Annotated in this window: 21 protein-coding genes and 4 pseudogenes; 13 read left to right on the top strand and 12 right to left on the bottom strand. The window is 68.1% G+C overall.

All coding sequences use genetic code 11. The features are described from left to right. On the top strand, nucleotides 1–496 hold a 496-nt coding region (locus AC0665_RS37400), incomplete at its 5' end, for an IS5 family transposase (protein ID WP_478706806.1). A 113-nt stretch (nucleotides 497–609) separates the two neighbouring features. Here the strand turns inward: AC0665_RS37400 and AC0665_RS37395 are convergent. Continuing rightward, nucleotides 610–1,332: a hypothetical protein gene (locus AC0665_RS37395; protein ID WP_478706805.1), complete on the bottom strand. Its 723-nt coding sequence runs from the start codon at nucleotides 1,330–1,332 to the stop codon at nucleotides 610–612. Between the two features lie 283 nt (nucleotides 1,333–1,615). Here AC0665_RS37395 and ku point away from each other — a divergent pair. Continuing rightward, nucleotides 1,616–2,520: pseudogene (gene ku / locus AC0665_RS37390) on the top strand (non-homologous end joining protein Ku). Here ku and AC0665_RS37385 read toward each other — a convergent pair. The 5 genes and pseudogenes from AC0665_RS37385 to AC0665_RS37365 form a co-directional block, all read right to left on the bottom strand. After that, entirely contained in the window at nucleotides 2,517–2,720 is a 204-nt protein-coding gene (locus tag AC0665_RS37385; RefSeq protein ID WP_478706804.1) for a DUF6233 domain-containing protein, read from the bottom strand. The pseudogene ku and the gene AC0665_RS37385 overlap by 4 nt on opposite strands. Then, nucleotides 2,717–3,265 carry a hypothetical protein gene (locus tag AC0665_RS37380; protein WP_478706803.1) on the bottom strand — a complete coding sequence of 183 codons (549 nt, stop codon included), beginning with the start codon at nucleotides 3,263–3,265 and terminating at the stop codon, nucleotides 2,717–2,719. The genes AC0665_RS37385 and AC0665_RS37380 overlap by 4 nt, the downstream gene beginning before the upstream one ends. 423 nt (nucleotides 3,266–3,688) lie before the next feature. Continuing rightward, nucleotides 3,689–4,222 (bottom strand): hypothetical protein, encoded by a 534-nt coding sequence (locus AC0665_RS37375; protein ID WP_478706802.1) that lies wholly within the window; start codon nucleotides 4,220–4,222, stop codon nucleotides 3,689–3,691. Between the two features lie 38 nt (nucleotides 4,223–4,260). After that, nucleotides 4,261–5,134, bottom strand: a pseudogene (locus AC0665_RS37370) (IS5 family transposase). Nucleotides 5,135–5,187: 53 nt separating this feature from the next. Next, complete coding sequence (locus AC0665_RS37365; RefSeq protein WP_478706801.1) at nucleotides 5,188–5,607, bottom strand: hypothetical protein; 420 nt, start codon at nucleotides 5,605–5,607, stop codon at nucleotides 5,188–5,190. 124 nt (nucleotides 5,608–5,731) lie between these two features. Here AC0665_RS37365 and AC0665_RS37360 point away from each other — a divergent pair, with 124 nt between their 5' ends. The 3 genes from AC0665_RS37360 to AC0665_RS37350 all read left to right on the top strand — a co-directional run bounded on the left by AC0665_RS37360 (nucleotide 5,732) and on the right by AC0665_RS37350 (nucleotide 6,614). Beyond that, on the top strand, nucleotides 5,732–5,920 hold the full coding sequence (locus tag AC0665_RS37360) for a transposase (protein ID WP_478706800.1): 189 nt from the start codon (nucleotides 5,732–5,734) through the stop codon (nucleotides 5,918–5,920). Next, the gene (locus AC0665_RS37355; protein WP_478706799.1) at nucleotides 5,917–6,039 is read left to right on the top strand and encodes a hypothetical protein; all 123 of its coding nucleotides are present in this window, start codon (nucleotides 5,917–5,919) and stop codon (nucleotides 6,037–6,039) included. The genes AC0665_RS37360 and AC0665_RS37355 overlap by 4 nt, the downstream gene beginning before the upstream one ends. Before the next feature lie 167 nt (nucleotides 6,040–6,206). After that, the gene (locus tag AC0665_RS37350; protein ID WP_478706798.1) at nucleotides 6,207–6,614 is read left to right on the top strand and encodes a TipAS antibiotic-recognition domain-containing protein; all 408 of its coding nucleotides are present in this window, start codon (nucleotides 6,207–6,209) and stop codon (nucleotides 6,612–6,614) included. A gap of 273 nt (nucleotides 6,615–6,887) precedes the next feature. Here AC0665_RS37350 and AC0665_RS37345 read toward each other — a convergent pair whose 3' ends face one another. The 4 genes and pseudogenes from AC0665_RS37345 to AC0665_RS37330 form a co-directional block, all read right to left on the bottom strand. Next, nucleotides 6,888–7,400: an IS5 family transposase gene (locus AC0665_RS37345; RefSeq protein WP_478706797.1), complete on the bottom strand. Its 513-nt coding sequence runs from the start codon at nucleotides 7,398–7,400 to the stop codon at nucleotides 6,888–6,890. A gap of 852 nt (nucleotides 7,401–8,252) precedes the next feature. Beyond that, nucleotides 8,253–8,507: pseudogene (locus AC0665_RS37340) on the bottom strand (IS256 family transposase); the annotation flags it as partial. Continuing rightward, a complete protein-coding gene (locus AC0665_RS37335; protein WP_478706796.1) occupies nucleotides 8,500–9,006 on the bottom strand; it encodes a hypothetical protein in 507 nt (168 codons plus the stop codon). The gene AC0665_RS37335 and the pseudogene AC0665_RS37340, both read right to left, overlap by 8 nt. After that, nucleotides 9,003–9,494: pseudogene (locus AC0665_RS37330) on the bottom strand (DUF4158 domain-containing protein); the annotation flags it as partial. The gene AC0665_RS37335 and the pseudogene AC0665_RS37330, both read right to left, overlap by 4 nt. Nucleotides 9,495–9,783: 289 nt before the next feature. On the opposite strand from AC0665_RS37330, the gene AC0665_RS37325 reads away from it, so the two are divergent. The 6 genes from AC0665_RS37325 (at nucleotide 9,784) to AC0665_RS37300 (ending at nucleotide 13,328) form a co-directional block, all read left to right on the top strand. Beyond that, the gene (locus AC0665_RS37325; protein ID WP_478706795.1) at nucleotides 9,784–10,032 is read left to right on the top strand and encodes an IS3 family transposase; all 249 of its coding nucleotides are present in this window, start codon (nucleotides 9,784–9,786) and stop codon (nucleotides 10,030–10,032) included. After that, complete coding sequence (locus AC0665_RS37320) at nucleotides 10,005–10,466, top strand: DDE-type integrase/transposase/recombinase (protein ID WP_478706794.1); 462 nt, start codon at nucleotides 10,005–10,007, stop codon at nucleotides 10,464–10,466. Before AC0665_RS37325 ends, AC0665_RS37320 begins: the two co-directional genes overlap by 28 nt. 5 nt (nucleotides 10,467–10,471) lie before the next feature. After that, nucleotides 10,472–10,636 (top strand): integrase core domain-containing protein, encoded by a 165-nt coding sequence (locus tag AC0665_RS37315; protein ID WP_478706793.1) that lies wholly within the window; start codon nucleotides 10,472–10,474, stop codon nucleotides 10,634–10,636. 211 nt (nucleotides 10,637–10,847) lie between these two features. After that, nucleotides 10,848–11,393, top strand: a complete 546-nt coding sequence (locus AC0665_RS37310) for a metal transporter (protein WP_478610974.1) — start codon at nucleotides 10,848–10,850, stop codon at nucleotides 11,391–11,393. Nucleotide 11,394: 1 nt separating this feature from the next. Beyond that, entirely contained in the window at nucleotides 11,395–12,657 is a 1,263-nt protein-coding gene (locus tag AC0665_RS37305; RefSeq protein WP_478610971.1) for a sensor histidine kinase, read from the top strand. Beyond that, the gene (locus tag AC0665_RS37300; RefSeq protein WP_478706792.1) at nucleotides 12,654–13,328 is read left to right on the top strand and encodes a response regulator; all 675 of its coding nucleotides are present in this window, start codon (nucleotides 12,654–12,656) and stop codon (nucleotides 13,326–13,328) included. The genes AC0665_RS37305 and AC0665_RS37300 overlap by 4 nt, the downstream gene beginning before the upstream one ends. Before the next feature lie 5 nt (nucleotides 13,329–13,333). Here the strand turns inward: AC0665_RS37300 and AC0665_RS37295 are convergent, their stop codons facing one another. Next, nucleotides 13,334–13,426, bottom strand: coding sequence for a hypothetical protein (locus AC0665_RS37295; RefSeq protein WP_478610966.1), 93 nt, complete (start codon nucleotides 13,424–13,426; stop codon nucleotides 13,334–13,336). A gap of 88 nt (nucleotides 13,427–13,514) precedes the next feature. Next, complete coding sequence (locus AC0665_RS37290; RefSeq protein WP_478706791.1) at nucleotides 13,515–14,078, bottom strand: AMP-binding protein; 564 nt, start codon at nucleotides 14,076–14,078, stop codon at nucleotides 13,515–13,517. A 636-nt stretch (nucleotides 14,079–14,714) separates the two neighbouring features. Here AC0665_RS37290 and AC0665_RS37285 point away from each other — a divergent pair. Together AC0665_RS37285 and AC0665_RS37280 are read left to right on the top strand one after the other, a co-directional pair. Further along, nucleotides 14,715–15,596, top strand: a complete 882-nt coding sequence (locus AC0665_RS37285; RefSeq protein ID WP_478706790.1) for an ABC transporter ATP-binding protein — start codon at nucleotides 14,715–14,717, stop codon at nucleotides 15,594–15,596. Beyond that, nucleotides 15,593–16,618: an ABC transporter permease subunit gene (locus AC0665_RS37280; protein WP_478706789.1), complete on the top strand. Its 1,026-nt coding sequence runs from the start codon at nucleotides 15,593–15,595 to the stop codon at nucleotides 16,616–16,618. Before AC0665_RS37285 ends, AC0665_RS37280 begins: the two co-directional genes overlap by 4 nt. Nucleotides 16,619–16,828 lie beyond the last annotated feature (210 nt).

The following is a 16,828-nucleotide window of genomic DNA, read 5'->3' as shown; positions in this document are numbered from 1 at the left end:
TCGACCATTCTCATGTCCGGGCGGCCCGGCGGGGCCCAAAAGCGGTCCCAGCCCGGTCGACCGCGCACGGCCGGGCAGCAAACACCACGTCCTTGTCGATGGCCAGGGCATCCCGCTCGCGGTGTCGCTGACCGGCGGCAACCGTAACGACGTCACCCAGCTCCTGCCCTTGCTCGACAGGGTCCGGGCAGTTGCCGGTGCTGTCGGCCGCCCGCGTCGGCGCCCTGATGCCCTGCTCGCTGACCGGGGCTACGACCACGACAAGTACCGGCGCCTTGTCCGGGCGCGAGGCATCACCCCGGTAATCGCCGAACGAGGCCAGGAACACGGCCCTGGCCTGGGCGTCTTCCGATGGATGGTCGAGCGGACGATCGCCTGGCTGCACGGCTTCCGCCGCCTGCGGATCCGCTGGGAACGACGCGACGACATCCACGAAGCCTTCCTTGGCCTCACCACCTGCCTGATCACCCACCGCCACGTCCAACGCCTCTGTTAAGACCTCTAAGGGCGCGTCCTGGCTGTGCGGCTGGCGCGCGGTGAGGACGAGGAGTGCTTCGCACCTGGCACGCGGCGCGTGAGCAGTCCTTTGAAGGCTGGCCGCGACGTGCATCAGGGCTGTTTTCGGATCACGGCGAAAAGCGCCCGGTCCGTCTGGAGCCCAGCGGCGTCGAAGGCACGGTGCCGGCCGAGATGATCGATGCGCCCTCCGGAGCAGTTCGCCTGAAGGTACTTGCCGAGCCAGAGGTCCGGCGTTGGGTCCATCGCAGGGAGCCCGAACTCCCGGGGCATCTCGTCTTCACCGCTGTCGAAGAACATCACCTTGCCGGTCCGGGCCCAGACCTCCCGCAGCAGCTCCGTGGCCGTGTTGATGCCCTGTTCGCGCACCAGGTGATGCCACAGCGACAGCACGAGTGTGCAGTCGGTTGCCGGTAGCAGGCCGATTGTGTCAGGCCGGAGTTGGAGCTCCATGACCGCCACATTGGTCAGCCGGTTGCGTCGCACGGCTGTGGCCGTGGTCCGTACGTACTTGGGCTCCGATTCGAGCGCGACGGTGGGCACCCCGCGGCTGGCGAGCTTGATCGGGAAATAGCCGACGTTCGCTCCGACGTCCAGCGCCGTTCTTACGCCCAGCCGCTCGATGACCGGCTCCATCGCCGCCCATCGCGACGTACTGCCGGTCGCCCGCTTCGCTCTGCGCACCGGCAGACCCGGGACCGGCTGATAGATGCCGTCGGGCAGAGAATCGAGTTTCAGGCGGACGAGGTCGATCGCATTGTCGAGTACAAGGCGGGCACGATGGAGTAGCGGCCAGGCGGGGATCCGCTGATGCATGCGCACCACACGCGTGGATGCCTGAAGTCCATACTTCCCGCCCACGAGTCACCTCGTATCCCGTATCAACTGAATCTCTCCTTCAATAAATATCGACCATATTGCCCTAAATCCTCCTACCATCTGCATCGCGGCGCGTGAACGGAGGTCCCCCGCGCCACCCTCCCCCGCTCAGGAGCCGAGCGCGCGCCCACTGGAGCCTTGTCGCGCGCTCAGGTGCACGTGCGCGGCTGTGGTTGCCCTCATAGCCTGGTGGTGCTCGGGGTAGCCGCGGAGGTCCGCCATGCCCCGAACCGTGTGGTCAGGTGCCATCAGTTTTGGTCTCGTGACCGTGCCGATCAACGTCCAGAGCGCCACCGAGGACCACTCGATCCGCTTCCACCAGTACCACCTGGAGGACATGGGACGGGTACGGGTCAGGAAGTTCTGCGAGGTCGAGGACCGCGAGGTCCGCACCGATGAGATCGGAAGGGCTACCAGCTGACCAAGGAGCAGGTCATCCCGATCAGCGAGGACGAACTGCGCGATCTGCCGCTGCCGACGGCCAAGGCGATCGAGATCGAAGCGTTCGTCCCGCTTCAGTCCGTGGATCCGATCCGCATCGGCGAGGGCTACTACATCCAGCCGTCCGGGCAGGTCGCGGCCAAGCCGTACAAGCTCCTGCGTATGGCCCTGGCCCGGTCCTCGAAGGTGGCTGTGGCGAAGTACGCCTGGTCCGGTCGGGAGCGGCTCGGTCTGCTGCGGGTGCGGGATGACGTGATCGTGCTGCATGCGATGCGGTGGCCCGACGAGATCAGGTCTCCGGAGGAAATGCTGCCCCCGCCTGTCGAGCTGACCGACGAGGAGATCGAGGGCGCCCTCGCGCTCATGGACAGCATGACCCGCGACGATCTGGAAGGCGAGGAGTTCCACGACGCCTACACCGAGGCCGTCGAGCAGATCATCGAGGCCAAGCGCGAGCACCGTAAGCCACCGAAGCTTCAGGAGCCCGAGGGGAAGACGGGCCAGCTGGTGGATTTGATGGCCGCCCTGAACGAGTCCGTGCAACAAGCCAGGGCCTCCCGCGGCGAAGACGCGGACATCCACGAGCTGCCGAAGAAGCAGTCGGCCAAGAAGAGCACCGCGAAGAAGGCCACGAAGAAGGCCTCGGCCAAGAAGACGTCCGGGCGCCGGCCACGCAGCGCCTAGGCCTCGATGCCGAGCGCCGTGTCCGGCCTGCACTTCGAGCACGCTGGCACCTGCTGGCGTAGTGCCTCGATCGCCTGCGCCCTGGTCGCAGGCTTCGGAGGCTGTTTCTCAACCTGGGTGGGGCTGCACGGAGCGCCGCCCGGCAGCGTGGCCGGGGCCGTGAGGTGTGGTGTCGGTCTCGATGGTTGTGGCCGCGTCAAGGCGTGGGAGGGACGGCGCGGGCCAGGGGTTCCAGGTCGCCGTAGAGGGCGGCGTGGATGGCGGCGGCGAGTTCGCGGGCTCGCTGTTCGCTGCCTACGCCGTGCATCATGAAGTAGATCGGCCCCTTGTATGCGTCCGGTGCAGCCTCGTCGTTGTGGACCAGCCGGGTGATCGCGGCCCGGACAGCGTCGTTGACGGCGTCGTTGACAGGGTGGCCTTGACCGGCAGGCAGCGTGTCCGCCTTCACGATCCACTGCTGTCGTTCTTCGAATTCGATGGCGACGAAGACAGAGTTGCGGGCCATGGCGTCCCGGTATGCGTTGTGGAATGCGTCGGTGCCGGTGGCGTCCGGGATGAGGTGGGCCGGGCAGGGGAGGGGAAGCGGCTGCACGACTTCGAGGACCTCGACCTTCGTCGCGGGGACCATGTGAGCCGCATGCACGTCATGGCTGGTCCACCAGGGTGTCATGCCGATCTCGTCACCGGGGCGGCCCCACTGCACCATTTCCAGTTCTTCTCCGGGATGGAAGATCCTCAGCTTCACGGGTTCAACGGAGGTGGACTGGTGTTCTGCGAGGATGCGGACGCGGGCGCGCACAAACCAGCTTCGTGGGGAGAGGCCGCCTCCACCCGCCCTGTGCTCACTCACCCTGTCTGTCTATCCCGTGCTGCGTGCGTCCGCATCTCCCACGCTCGCCTGCGTGGGTCATGACGTGTGGACCGTGGCTTCAGCGGTCGTTGTCGTGGTGGGTGAAGAGCTCCAGCAGGCGTCGGACGGGCAGGCGGTGGTGGTCACCACCTTGCCCCGGACCCTGGGTCGGAGTTCCCTCCGGGGGACAGTCCGGCCGGGCGCGGTCAGGAGGGCTGCCGACCGACCGGGTCTGCGGTTCGGCTCAACGATCGTCCGCCAGATCAGGACCTTTCCAAGATCCCCGACAGCGTCAGGCACTAGGGAGTGTCCGGCGGATCAGGGACGGACCGATACTCGGCGGGTCGGGGGCGTGCCATCGGCAGGTACGTCACGGCTGATGACGAGGGCCTGACCTGTGTCGGCGAACTCCCAGCGGGTTGCAATTGCTCCGGCCGCGGCGGGCCATTCGGCACGAACGACAGGGCGGCTCAACAGGCTCTCGAACCAGTCGGCGCACCGTAGGGCGAGCTCGTCGGCCGTACCGGAGGTCCGGAAGAAACTGTGCTCGTGTGACTCGTGGAGGTTGAAGAGCTGGTCGGAGACCTTCCCCGCCCGCACGTGTGTGCCGTAGAAGTGCACGGCCCACTCGCCGAGTATCAGTGGGCGTTCATCATCAAGGAGGGAGATCCAGACGAGGAGCGACGAGTCGTCCTCGGGCCGTGAGACGTTGCTGGGAGCCCATGACACCCGCCAGGTGGCGGCCCGGGTGCGCAGAGCTGCAAGGAAGGCGAGTTCGGCCTCGTCGAAGTCCCAGGGCTCCTCGTCGTACTCCTCCGGGTCCTCAACCTCAAACCAGGTGCTGTTGTCCACAGAGAGACTCTAAAACCGGGGACTGAGTGTCCCGGGAATCAGGGGCGGAGCCATAATCGAATCGCCGCGGTCGTGACGGTGCCATGGAAGACGTAGGCCCTCTTGTCGTAGCGGGTGGCAACGGCCCGGGAGTTCTTGAGCTGGTTGATCGTGCGCTCGACCTCGTTGCGGCGTTTGTAGGTCTCGCTGTCGAATCCGGTGGGACGGCCGCCCTTGCTGCCGCGCCGTTTGCGGTTGGCCCGCTGGTCCTTTGGTTCGGGGATGGTGTGCTTGATCTGGCGCCTTCGCAGGTAGCTTTGGTTGCGGCGTGAGCTGTATGCCTTGTCGCCGCCCAGGTGGTCGGGCCGGGTACGCGGCCTTCCGCCGTGCGGGCGGGAGACGCGGATGCGTTCGAGGACCTCAATCATCTGCGGCGCGTCGCCCCACTGGCCGGGCGTGACCAGGAAGGCCAAGGGCCGGCATCCACCCTCACCAGCGAGGTGAACCTTGCAGGTCAGACCGCCCCGGGACCGTCCGAGTCCTTCATCGGGGCGGTGGTGCCGGGGCGTTGTCCTTTTTTCGGGATGCGCGGCTTCTTCTTTCGGGCGCCGGCCGCGTGCTGATGGGCACGGCAGGACGTCGAGTCGACACTGACCATGCTCCAGTCGATCCGGCCAGCAAGGTCGGCGTCGGACTGGACGGCACGCAGAATTCGGTCCCACGTGTCGTTTGCCGACCAACGCCGGTGCCGTTCGTCTTCCAGTTGCCGAAGCGTGCAGGGAGGTCCCGCCACGGTATGCCCGTTCGGACGCGGAACAAGATCCCATTGATCACCCTGCGGTGATCATTCCACCGGCCCCCACGCAGCCCTGACGCTGGCAAGTGAGGCTTCAGCCGAACCCACTCGGCATTCGTCAGATCACCCCGCCCCATGTCGAGAGTAACGAGCCAGCTATCCGACAGTCACATGATCCGCCGGACACTCCCTAGACGCTCTTGTTGTTGATGGCACTGTTCCCTTCGGGGCCCTGCAGTCGTGACATGACCCCTCCCAAGATTCTCTGCACCCATACTTCGCTGATGAACAAGAGCCGCTCCTCGCCTGCATACACGCTGACGTAGGCATCGTTGAGCCAGGGCGTCGCCGCGAACTGGGTGAGCTGAGCAGTCAGTGTGGCCTCGTGCACGAGCTGATCGAGGAGCGGATGGAAACCGGCATAGGGAGGGATCTCCCACGGCTCGGAGGCATGCTCGTACCCACTGCCGCGATACGCATCCGATTCCACGAACTCCTCGTACGCCCACTCATCAACGGCGTAGCGTGCTGGCGCGGTGCAGTGCGCGGGAGAGCACCACGCCGGGTGGTCCATGACGCGACCAGTGAAGACTTCTGACTGCTCATGCATGTACCTATTCTCCGCGAACCCTTCGCCAGCGAAGGGCCCACCGCCAGTCCCAAACGTCCCCGCCCTTGAAGATCTCTAGGCCGTGTATCGAAAGTGGATCTTGAGCTGTGAATGATCTCGGTTCATGGGTCGGGGAGATCTCACGGACGAACAGTGGGCGGGGCTAGAGCCCGTTGTTGCCGAAGGGCACAAGGGTCGGCGGCCACCCATCTGGCCTCGGCGGCAGTTGATCGACGGCATACGGTTCCGCGTCCGAACCGGTGTTCCGTCGTCGAGACCGGTCGACCGGCCGTCATGGAACCGGACCCGGTGACAGCCGAGCTTGTCCTGCCGCGCAAGGTCGCTGCGGGAATCCGGGCCGCGCGGTCGAGCGGCTGGACGCCCCGCTCCGACGGCTTGCCGTTCGAGCTGCGCCTTTCCGCCGCCTGCTGACAAGGGCGGAGCGCCGGAGGGTCCAAGAAATGGTTTGCCGACCCGGTGGCTGTGTGTCACCGTTCGGCCTGGACAGGCAGTTGATCATCGGCGGCTGGTCGATGTCGACATGTCGGCGGCCTCTCGGGGATCCACCGGAGAGGTGACGAAACGATGGGAACCGGGCCGTGGGGAACAATTACGAGGACGAGTGTCGCCGGTCGTTGGCCGAGGAGCAGGCGAAGAGCCTTGCCGGGACCAACAACTGGGAACATGTAGACAGGGAGCGGGTCCACCAGGACTGGGACGTCCTGTACCGGGAGATCACGGCTTTCCTGGACGGTGGCTCCCTGCCAGGGGACCAGCAGATCCAGGAGCTCGTCCGCAGGCACTTCGACATCGTTAGCCGGTTCTACACCCCTTCCAGGGAGGCTTACGTCGGCATGTCGCTCTTCTACGCCGAGGACGAGGCCATGAGGGCGTTCCACGATTCCTACCACCCCGGGATGGTGGATTTCCTGGGCGCCGCGATCAAGGTGTTCGCCGAGCAGGGGAGCGGGTTCGCCCCCAGTGCAGGGGCCGAGGCTTCGGCGTAGTCGGGCGGCACGGGCCAGGACATGCATGGGCGGGGTTTCAGGCCCCGGGGCTGTCGCAGCCCCTGGGAGGAGGAAGCACAGACCGGGGCCTCGGGCTGGTGCCGAGGCAACATCGTGCGTGAGGACGACTTCGTCAGCGTCTTCTGCGGGAGCGATCTGCCCGCGGCGTGGAACGTGGATCCCGTCACAGCCACTCGTTAATGGTCGCGACGAGGACGGTCGCCTCGTAGCGGAGCGGGCCGACAAGGCGTACGCCTCCCGCAAGAACCGCGCCTACCTGCGCCGACGCGGGATCCGCTGCACCATCCCAGACAAGGCCGACCAGGCAGCCAGGTGCAGCTTGGTGGTGAACCCGCCGCGCGAACGTCCCAGCCCGTGATCGCCGGGCTCGGTTAACACGGCACCCGGTGGTTCTTTCTGCAGGTCACCCTGTTTGCGGGCCCCGGCCGCATGCTGATGAGCTCGGCACACCGTGGAGTCGACGCTCAGGTCCCATGTGATCGCCCCTTCCGCGTCGGCCAGGGACTGGAGACGGGTGAGAATCCGGTGCCAGGTGCCATTCCGCTGCCATCGGCGGAACAGGTCGTAGATCCGGGCCCACGGTCCGTACTCGACGGGCACGTCCCGCCACGGAACACCGGTTCGGACGCGGAACCGTATGCCGTCGATCAACTGCCGCCGAGGCCAGATGGGTGGCCGCCGACCTTGTGCCCTTCGGCAACAACGGGCTCTAGCCCCGCCCACTGTTCGTCCGTGAGATCTCCCCGACCCATGAACCGAGATCATTCACAGCTCAAGATCCACTTTCGATACACGGCCTAGTTGTCGAGGCCGGTGTACAGCTCCGGTGGCCCGATCCAGCGCGGGAAACGGTGACGCCTACCGTGTCTCGCGTGCTGTTGGTGACAGGTAGCGCGCCGACCTGGTGACAGCCACTGTGCTTTGCGCGCTCGAAGCCGCAGGCCAGCTGGTGCCGATGGTGACCACTACCCTGCTTCGGCTCACCCACCGACTGGTGATTTTTCGTGAGGGCCGCCAGCGCTAATTGGCTGGCACGGGGACAGCGATGCCTGCTGCGGTGGTTTGGCCGCGCAGGTTCATCGAGCGCTGCGTACCGGGCTGCACCCGCACCATATGCGTCGGCGGCCGGTTCTCCAGGAACCGGCCGCCGACGCGGGCTTCAGCCTCCCAGGGCGATCTGCCTCAGCAGGTCCCGGTCTGCAACGGGGTAGGAACGGTTGTCCGTTCTCCCGGTTCGAAGGCCCTCAGCGCTTTGAGCTGCCGGAGTTCGGAGACGGCTTTCTCAACGGTTGCCCGCCCCAGGCAGAGGGCGTCGGCGATGTCGGCCTGGCTCGGTCCCGAAGCGATCAGCTCTTCGGTGGTGGTCATCACCAGGACGCCGTCCTCCCGGGTTTTTATCCGGTTCCTTCGAGTGGGCTCCGTCAGGTAGTTCAGCACGGCGGCTACCCGGGCAAGAGGGGTTGCTCGGGTAGCGGTGTACAGCCGCTCCGTGAGGGTGTGCCGCTTGGTGGCCATGCGCGCGAACATCAGGGCGATCGCAGGATCGGTCGTCGCGAGCGTGGACAACTTCGAGTTGGGGATCTGGATGAACATGCACCGCGAGAGGCACATCCCGACGGAGGTCATCCTCTTGTTGGTGTGCGGGTTCTGCCGCTCGCCGGGCTCGTGCCCCAGATGATCGGTAAGTTCGCCCTCCAGCGCGGACTCCAGCACCCGCTTGGTCAGTTGCTGCAGCAGGCCGCCCTCCCCGGTGAGCTTCACCCCACCAGCCTGGGCCCGGGCCACCAACTCGGCCACCAGCCCGTCATCCACCGCGTTCGTCCCACTCACGGCGGCCTCCACGGCCTCGGTGTCACTCGTCGCGTCAGTCATCAACTGTCGCTTCCAGCTCGGGAGTTACACCGCTCACCGTACAGACCCCCTTCAACGTCTTCTCCCCGCTGACCGCCGGGTAGATAACCCGCCGCACCGTGCCGGACGGCTCGGACAGCGCCGCCTCGGCGACCCGCAGCAGCATGCCCTCCTTGCCCCGGATCTTCTTCAGCTCGGCATTCAGCTCCTTGTCGACCTTCCGCTCCGCCCTCGTGTTGATCTTCAGTACGAGCTGGATGAACAGGTCCACCAGTGAGTCGGTGATCTCCGTCTGCCGCACATGGCACAGCGTCGCCAGCAGCGTCAGGCGCCGGGCGGGTGTCATCCGCTCCAGGTTCGCCGGGTACTCCTTCGACGCCCGCGCCCGCCACGCGTCCACCAGCTTCTCCGACACGTCCGCGAACAGGTCCGCGGGCAGCTCCAGCCACCGCACCCGCTGGAGCTTGTTCACCTCCGCCAGCAGGCTCTCCAGCCCCGGCGCCCCCGGATCGGTCTTCAACTCGGCGAAGTGCGACCGGTCCGCCGCCCGCCACCGAGCCCGCACCGGCCGCGCCCTCGCCCGTCTCGCTCCCGCTCCCGCTCCCGCTCCCGACAACCAGGTTCCTCCAGCCGGGAACGCGTCGCATGCGAGGTCCGCTCCAACCTGCTGCGGCAGAACTGGGCCTCGAAGTCCGTGACCGCCCGGCCCACCAGCCGCCGCACCTGCCCGGGCGCCGGCGGCTCGATGTGGTCGTTGCGGCACCGGGCCACCACGGCCGCCGCGAGCCGGTCACGGGACAGCTCCACCGGGCACAGCTCGGTGGCCAGCCACGCGGCCAGCCGGTCCTGGTCCTCCTCGGTGTTCGCCCGGAACCCGTACGCCGCCCGGATCTCGCCCCGGTGCCTCTGGATCGCCTTGCTTTGCCAGTCGTAGTCCGCCCACGCCTCCGCAGGCACCTTGACCTGCTGGGCCACGTACTCCACCGCGGCGGTCGGCACTTCCTGGGCCCGACTCGGGGAACCGGGCCTCCACCTCGAAAAACTTGAGCAGCAGCGCGAACCCGAGCCGAGTCGCCCCGGACTTGTTCCGCACCCGCTTCATGTCGTCTTCCAGCAGCGTCCAGATCTCGATCAGGTCCTCCGGCTCCCAGTCCTGCCGCACCCGTACTCCTCGCCCCACGCCCGAGATCACTCGTTCAGCCCAACGAGGCGCCAGGCGAGGGGAAACGACGACCACAGCAGGCACACAGCGCTACATGTCCTTTCGCCGTAGCTATACGAGAACAGGGCCGACCAGGTGATCGAGCACCTCAGGGACAAGGGCCTCGGGGGCGGGTTCGCCTGCCGGGTGCTGGGGCTGTCCGAGTCGGCGTACTACGCGTGTAAGAAGCGGCCGAAGTCGGCCCGCCGGCTGCGTGACGAGCAGCTCATGCCGCTGATCGAGCAGGTCCATGCCGAGTCCGGCGGCACCTATGGCGTCCGCCGGATCACGCGCGCGCTTCGGCGCAAGGGGTGCACGTGGCTCGCTGCACGGTCGAGCGGCTGATGGCCGAGCTGGGCCTGGAGGGCGTCATCCGCGGCCAGCGGCGCCGCACCACCATGCCGGAGCCGTCGGCGCCCAGGCCGCCGGACCTGGTCGACCGGGACTTCACCGCGAGCCGGCCCGACCAGCTCTGGGTGGCCGACATGACCTATGTCCGCACCTGGACGGGCTGGGTGTATGTGGCGTTCGTCCTGGACGTCTTCTCCCGGACGATCGTCGGCTGGCAGGTCGCGAACCACATGCGGACCGGGGCGCAGACGGATCAAGAAGGACTCCGGACTGATCCATCACAGCGACCGCGGCTCGCCATACGTATCCATCCGGTACACCGACCGGCTCGCCGACATCGGCGCCGCGGCCTCGGTCGGTTCCGTCGCGGACAGCTACGACAACGCGATGGCCGAGGCGCTCAACGGCACCTTTCAAGGCCGAGCTGATCGAGATGCAGGGGCCATGGCGGGACTTCGACCAGGTCGAGCGGGCGATCTTCCAATGGGTCGCTTGGTACAACGAGGAACGGCTCCACCCCGCGCTCGACTACGTACCGCCCGCCGAGTACGAACGCAACTGGTGGCGACAGCGGGAGGCCACTCCGCAGTCCGCCTGAAACAAGATCACCGGACTCCACGAAACTCGGGACAGCTCAGCATCCGCCAGATTCTGGTTCCGTGCCCCCGTCCACACGGCGCCGGTCGACGCGATGGTGATGGCAAGTCTTCGGTCACGGCGTCAGAACCGGTCCAAAGCACGGCTGCGTCAACGCTGTTCCGTACTTTCGGCTGGTACGTGACATGCTTCGGCTTTCTAGCCTGAGCAGCATGAATGCAGCGGGGCAGCCGACAGGCCCACCTGGAAAGATGTTCAACGTCGCGCTGGGCGTCGTGTGCGCCCTTGGAATCGTCTTCACGGCGTTCATGTTCATGACCAGCTGGGGCGGCGCCTCCTGGGTGTTCGGCACCGCCGTCTCGATCGTCATGAGCGGCATCGCGCTGCTGCGCGAGCGGCACAAGTTGCTGACCGCGCTCGCGGGTCTGATCGTGACGGCCGCCGCCGTTCTGGTGTCCCTGAAGGCCGGGGGCGACCTGCCGCAGGAGCCCGCGCCCATCACGGCGTTCGCTCTGGCGGTGCTCGTCGGCTCCGCTCTCAGGACGCTGTCGGCAGGTCAGGCCGCCGGGATCGCCGTGGGCGGCATGGCGGTGACCGTGCTCATCTGGCTCGACGGGTTCAGCGGTGTGACGAGCGTGGCCACGCTGGCGATGATCGTCGCCTTGGTGATGGGGCCGGTGCTGCGCGGGCTCGACAACCGGGCCTTGGCCGGCGCCCCGGCACCCCAGGACCCCTGGGCCAACCCGCCGCACTCGTAGTATGACCGGAGATTGGAACGCGATGAGCGCCGTCCAGCCCGCCGCCAGTATCGCGAAGCCGCCCGGCACCCCGGCCGCGGCCCCGCCGAACGGCGCGGACCGCGGGCACGGATTCGGTAATCTGATCAACGTGACCATTCCGAACCCGTGGGCCAAGGTCGTCTCCACCGTCGGGCTCGGCGTCACGTTCCTCGCGGCGATCGCCATCCAGGCCGTCGCCCTCGCGCAGACCTGGGGAGCCGCGTCCTGGGTACCCGGCGCCGCCGCCGCCGCGGTGGTGTGCGGGCTCGCGCTGATGCGTCATCGGGAGCGGACCTGGACCGCGGTCGCGGGCCTGGTCGTGGCCGCGGTGGCGGTCCTCGTCCCGCTGCTGCCCGACACCCAACTTCCCGCCGGGCTCGGCCCCTCCATGGCCCTGGGCCTTTCGGTGCTCGTCGGATCCGCGGTCAGGGCGCTGCCGGCGGTGCGGGCCGGGAGCATCGCGGCCGCCGGGCTGCTGCTGGTCGCCGCCCAGGTCGCCGCCCGGCCGGCAACGGCCGTCTCGGCCATCGCCGCGGCGGCCTGGCTGGCCGCCCTCGGGGTGGGGCTGTCGCTGCGCAGGCTCGACGACCGGGCGAAGGCCACCGCCAAACAGGTACGCCGGGCCGAACGGCTCGAGCTCGCCCGGGAACTGCACGACATCGTGGCCCACCACATCACGGGGATGCTGATCCAGGCGCAGGCCGCCCAGGTCGTGGCGCGGCGGGACCCGGAGCAGGTGTCGGACTCGCTGACCGAGATCGAGACCGCCGGGTTCGAAGCCATGGCCGCGATGCGCCGCGTCGTCGGGCTGCTGCGCGACACCGAAGACGCGGCGCCCGCCTCGCCCGGGCCGGAGGGGCTCAGCACGCTGGTCGAGCGCTTCAGCCGCCAGGGCCCGACGGTGCGTCTGCACGCGCCCGACGACGACACGGAATGGCCACCGGAGGTCACCAGCACCGTGTACCGCATCGTCCAGGAGGCCCTGACGAACGTCCTGCGGCACGCGCGGCACGCTCGCTGCACCGACGTCACCGTCGGCCGCGACGCCGAGGCCGTCACCGTCGAAGTCGCCGACGACGCCCCACCGAACTCCGCCCGGCCCCACCACCGCGGCGGGTACGGTTTGATCGGTATGCGCGAACGCGTCGAAACGCTCGGCGGCTCGCTGAGCGCCGGTCCCCGGCCCGGCGCCGGCTGGTCCGTGCGGGCGACCCTGCCCATCCCCACCAGGAAGCCCGGATGACCATCAAGGTCCTGCTCGCCGACGACCAGGCGATGATCCGCCGCGGCCTGCGGCTGATCCTCGAGGACCAGCCCGACATCTCCGTCATCGGCGAGGCCGAGGACGGCGCCGAGGCGATCGCGATGGCCAGGCGGCTACGGCCGGATGTGTGCCTGGTGGACATCAGGATGCCCAAGCTCGACGGCATCGAGGTCACCCGCGCGCTGGCCGGCCCGCAGGTGACCGATCCGATACGGGTCATCGTGGTCACCACGTTCGACCTCGACGAATACGTCTACGGGGCACTGCGCGGCGGCGCGGCGGGGTTCGTCCTCAAGGACGCCGGACCCGCCCTGCTCATCGAGGCCGTCCGCGCCGCCTACAACGGCGAGGCGCTGGTCTCGCCGTCGGTCACGCTACGGCTGCTGAAGCACCTGAACGAGAGCCAGGCGATGCCCCGCGGCCGCGCCAAGCAGCCGCCGCCGCCGCAACTGTCCGGACGCGCGCTCGAGGTCGTCAAGGCCATCGCGCGCGGCCGCACCAACCAGGAGATCGCCGCCGAGCTGTTCATCTCCCTCAGCACGGTCAAGAGCCACCTGTCGGGGATCCAGACCAAGCTCGGGGTGCGCAACCGGACCGAGATCGCCGTCTGGGCCTGGGAGAACCGCATCGTCGAGAGCACCTCCGAGTAGGCCGTTCACTCCCTCAGCACGAGCGCCAGTTCCCGCACGGTCGGGTTGAGGTAGAGCAGGCGCGGGTGCAGGGACGGCAGACCCCGTTCGCGCAGCATCGACGCCATCCGCACGGCGAGCAGCGAGTTCCCGCCCCGGCGGTCACATGGACATGCGACAGCTCGTGAGCGGTGATCAGACGCCGCATCACCGTCCCGTCCACCGCCTCGTTCGGCGCCACCACGACCGTGCCGCCGGACAGCAACGGCACCCACAGTTCGTACGACGACGCGTCGAACGCGTGCGGGGCGTGAACAGCACCCGCGGCGTCACACCCCAGCACCGGTCCCTGGCCAGCGCGACGACATCCCGGTGGGCGGTCACCACGCCCTTGGGCACACCCGTCGAACCGGACGTGTACATCACATACACGGCCGCCGATTCCGCCACGACCGGATGTGGTCCCTCGTCCGACCCGGCGTCCACGGTCACCTCGGCGACCCCGACGTCATGCACGGCCGACGCCTCACTCACCACGACCAGGCAGGCGCCCGCGTCCTCGATCACCGAACGCATCCGCGCCGACGGCCATGTCGCGTTCAGCGGCAGATACGCACCACCGGCCTTCAGCACCGCCAGCAACGCCACCACCAGGTCGGCAGAGCGCTCCATCAGTACGGCGAAGACCGGCTCCGGGCCGCCGCCCACCCCCGAAAGCACCCGCGCCAACCGGTCCGAACGCTCGTCCAGCTCCCGGTAGGTGAGCTCCACGCCGTCACCGCCACGGCCACCGCGTCCGGATCCGCCGCCACGCGTTCGGCGAACGCCTGAGGCACCGACCCGCCCGGCACGGGTGCGGCCGTGTCGTTCCATCTCGCCAGAATCCGGGTGCGCTCGGCCGGTCCGAGCACGTCAACCGTTGTCAGGAGTGTGTCCGGGGCCTGTTCCAGGGCGTTCGCCAGACCGTCCAGGCAGGTGAGCAGCAGCGTGCCCGCCCATGCGGGATCGACCGGAGCGACGGCCTCCACTTCCACCTCGAAACCCTGTGCCGTCGTCGTCGACGAACACGACCACCGGGTAGTTCGAGTAGTCCCGGTGCATCACGAGGGTCGCGACGTCGAGGTCGGCACCGGGGTGCCGCTCGGTCGGCAGGTTGTGCCGGTAGTTGAACAGTGAGGCGGATCCAAGAACGAGGCACCCACGACCAACTGCTCACCAACGGCGGGCTTTACGCCGAGCTGTACCGCACGCCGTTCGCTCATCAGCAGCGCCGCGACGCCCAACCGGCCGAAAGTACGGCCGCCGGCAACGGGGACCGTGCTTTGGACTGATGCCGGGAAGTGCGGGGAATTCCAGGATTAAGGCATGCCACATGCAGACTCCCCTCCCGCACTTCACGCAGAGGGCTTGACGAAGAAATACGGCCGACGCGGCAAACTGGCCCTGAGTGACGTGAACCTCACCATTCCCGCCGGCCGTGTCATCGGCCTGGTGGGCCCGAACGGGGCCGGCAAATCCACCCTGCTGCATCTGGCCTGCGGGCTGACCGTGCCGACGTCCGGCTCGCTGACGGTGCTCGGGGCGCGTCCGGCGGCCAATGCGTCGCATCTGGCCCGGGTGGGGTTCGTCGCGCAGAACACACCGGTGTACGGCTCGTTCACCATCGCCGAGCACATGAAACTCGGCGCGAAGATGAACCCGGGCTGGGACCCGGTCCTGGCCGAGCGGCGCATCAGCCAGGTGGGACTGAACCCCGCGCAGAAGGCGGGGCAGCTCTCCGGTGGCCAGCGAGCACAGCTGGCGCTGACCATCGCGGCGGCCAAAAGGCCCGAACTGCTGATCTTCGACGAGCCGGCAGCGGCGCTGGATCCCCTGGCACGCAAGGCATTCCTGCACAACCTGATGGAGTTCGTCCTGGAGCTCGGCGCCAGCGCGGTGCTCTCCTCACACCTCCTCGGCGACGTCGAACAGGTATGCGACTTCATCATCGTGCTGTGCGACTCGCGGGTACAGGTCGCCGGCGACACCCGGGACCTGCTGGACGGGCACGCCCGACTGGTCGCGGCGCGCGGCGAGTTCGACCACCCGCGCGCCGGGTTCGAGGTCATCTCGGTCGAGCACAGCGGCAAGCACAGCAGCGCGATCGTCCGCACCGGCACCGCGCCCGACGCCCTGCCCTACCAGGCCGAGCCCATCACCCTGGAGGAACTCGTCCTCGCTTACATGACCCGGGCAGCCGCCCTACCCGCCGCCCGGACCGAAGCGGCAGCCTGGGGGGCCTCGCGATGATGTGGCTGAGTTGGCGCCAGTTCCGCGCCCAGGCGCTGTTCGCCGCCTGCGCACTGGCCGTTATTGCCGCGTACATGGCGTACCTCGGCGCGGACATCCGCGATGCCTACGACGCCTACCGAGCCAACTGCGACAGTTCGGCCAACTGCGTCCAGGCAAGAAGCCAGTTCCGCAGCACATTCCAGAACACCCTGCTGTTCCTGGCGACCGGGCTCGCCCTGATCCCCGCGCTCATCGGTACCTTCTGGGGCGCTCCCCTGATCGCCCGGGAACTCGAGAACGGCACCCACCGGCTGGTGTGGAACCAGAGCGTCACCCGCCCGCGCTGGCTCCTCGGCAAGGTCCTGCTCATCGGCCTGGCCGCCGTCATCGTGACCGGCGCGGCCGCGGCCCTGCTGACCTGGGCGGCCCGCCCCTTCGACGAGGTGGTCAAGGAGCAGTTCGACACGTTCGTGTTCGGCGCGCGCAACATCGCCCCGATCGGCTACGCCGCGATGGCCTTCACCTTGGGCACCGTCGCCGGGCTCCTGCTGCGCCGGACCCTGCCCGCGATGGCTGTGACGCTCGTCGTCTTCCTCGCCTTCCAGTTCTTCTTTCCCAACGTGGTGCGGCCCAGCCTCATGCCGCCGGACAAGGCCACGATGCCGATGACGGTCGAAGCCATCAACTCGGCGCAGAATCTGGGCAGTATCGGCGGCGGCTCCGTCCTCGGCGGGGTGAAGATTCCGAACGCGCCCGACGCGTGGATCGCCGAGACGAGCCCGCTGCGCACCGCGGACGGCAAGACCCTCAGCGGCAGCAAGTTCAACACCTGCCTCGACAACCCGCCCAAGACCGGCGCGGGCGGCACGTTCGGCGACACGGCAGTGTGCCTCGCCAAGCACGACCTCCATGTCGATGTCCGCTACCACCCCAGCGACCGCTACTGGGCGTTCCAGTGGCTGGAGACCGCGATCTATCTGGCACTCAGCGGGATCCTCACTGCGTTCGGCCTGTGGCGGATCCGGCGCCGGGTGAGTTGACCCCCATCTCAACCGACGCCTCCGGGCGCCGCCGGGAAATTTCCCGGCGGCGCCCTTTCGTCTCCCAGTAGCGGGCGAGGTGCCGCAGGGTGGCGTCGGCTCGGTCGATCACGACCATCAGTCGCGGCACACCGTCGAGGTCGGTGCGGCGATCCAGCTCGGAGCCGAGGCCGACCAGGGCGTCGTGGATGCCGGCGACGTTGCCGCGGT

This window comes from Streptomyces sp. NPDC043685 (genome assembly GCF_056436585.1).
This window is presented reverse-complemented; position numbering and strand designations above follow the sequence as displayed.

What these genes read in the sequence shown, in the direction of transcription:
- AC0665_RS37395 (WP_478706805.1), bottom strand. Translation starts at nt 1,332, where the DNA reads ATGCATCAGCGGATCCCCGCCTGGCCGCTACTCCATCGTGCCCGCCTT.
- AC0665_RS37365 (WP_478706801.1), bottom strand. Translation starts at nt 5,607, where the DNA reads ATGCATGAGCAGTCAGAAGTCTTCACTGGTCGCGTCATGGACCACCCG.
- AC0665_RS37360 (WP_478706800.1), top strand. Translation starts at nt 5,732, where the DNA reads ATGGGTCGGGGAGATCTCACGGACGAACAGTGGGCGGGGCTAGAGCCC.
- AC0665_RS37345 (WP_478706797.1), bottom strand. Translation starts at nt 7,400, where the DNA reads ATGATCTCGGTTCATGGGTCGGGGAGATCTCACGGACGAACAGTGGGC.
- AC0665_RS37315 (WP_478706793.1), top strand. Translation starts at nt 10,472, where the DNA reads ATGCAGGGGCCATGGCGGGACTTCGACCAGGTCGAGCGGGCGATCTTC.
- AC0665_RS37310 (WP_478610974.1), top strand. Translation starts at nt 10,848, where the DNA reads ATGAATGCAGCGGGGCAGCCGACAGGCCCACCTGGAAAGATGTTCAAC.
- AC0665_RS37305 (WP_478610971.1), top strand. Translation starts at nt 11,395, where the DNA reads ATGACCGGAGATTGGAACGCGATGAGCGCCGTCCAGCCCGCCGCCAGT.
- AC0665_RS37300 (WP_478706792.1), top strand. Translation starts at nt 12,654, where the DNA reads ATGACCATCAAGGTCCTGCTCGCCGACGACCAGGCGATGATCCGCCGC.
- AC0665_RS37295 (WP_478610966.1), bottom strand. Translation starts at nt 13,426, where the DNA reads ATGCTGCGCGAACGGGGTCTGCCGTCCCTGCACCCGCGCCTGCTCTAC.
- AC0665_RS37280 (WP_478706789.1), top strand. Translation starts at nt 15,593, where the DNA reads ATGATGTGGCTGAGTTGGCGCCAGTTCCGCGCCCAGGCGCTGTTCGCC.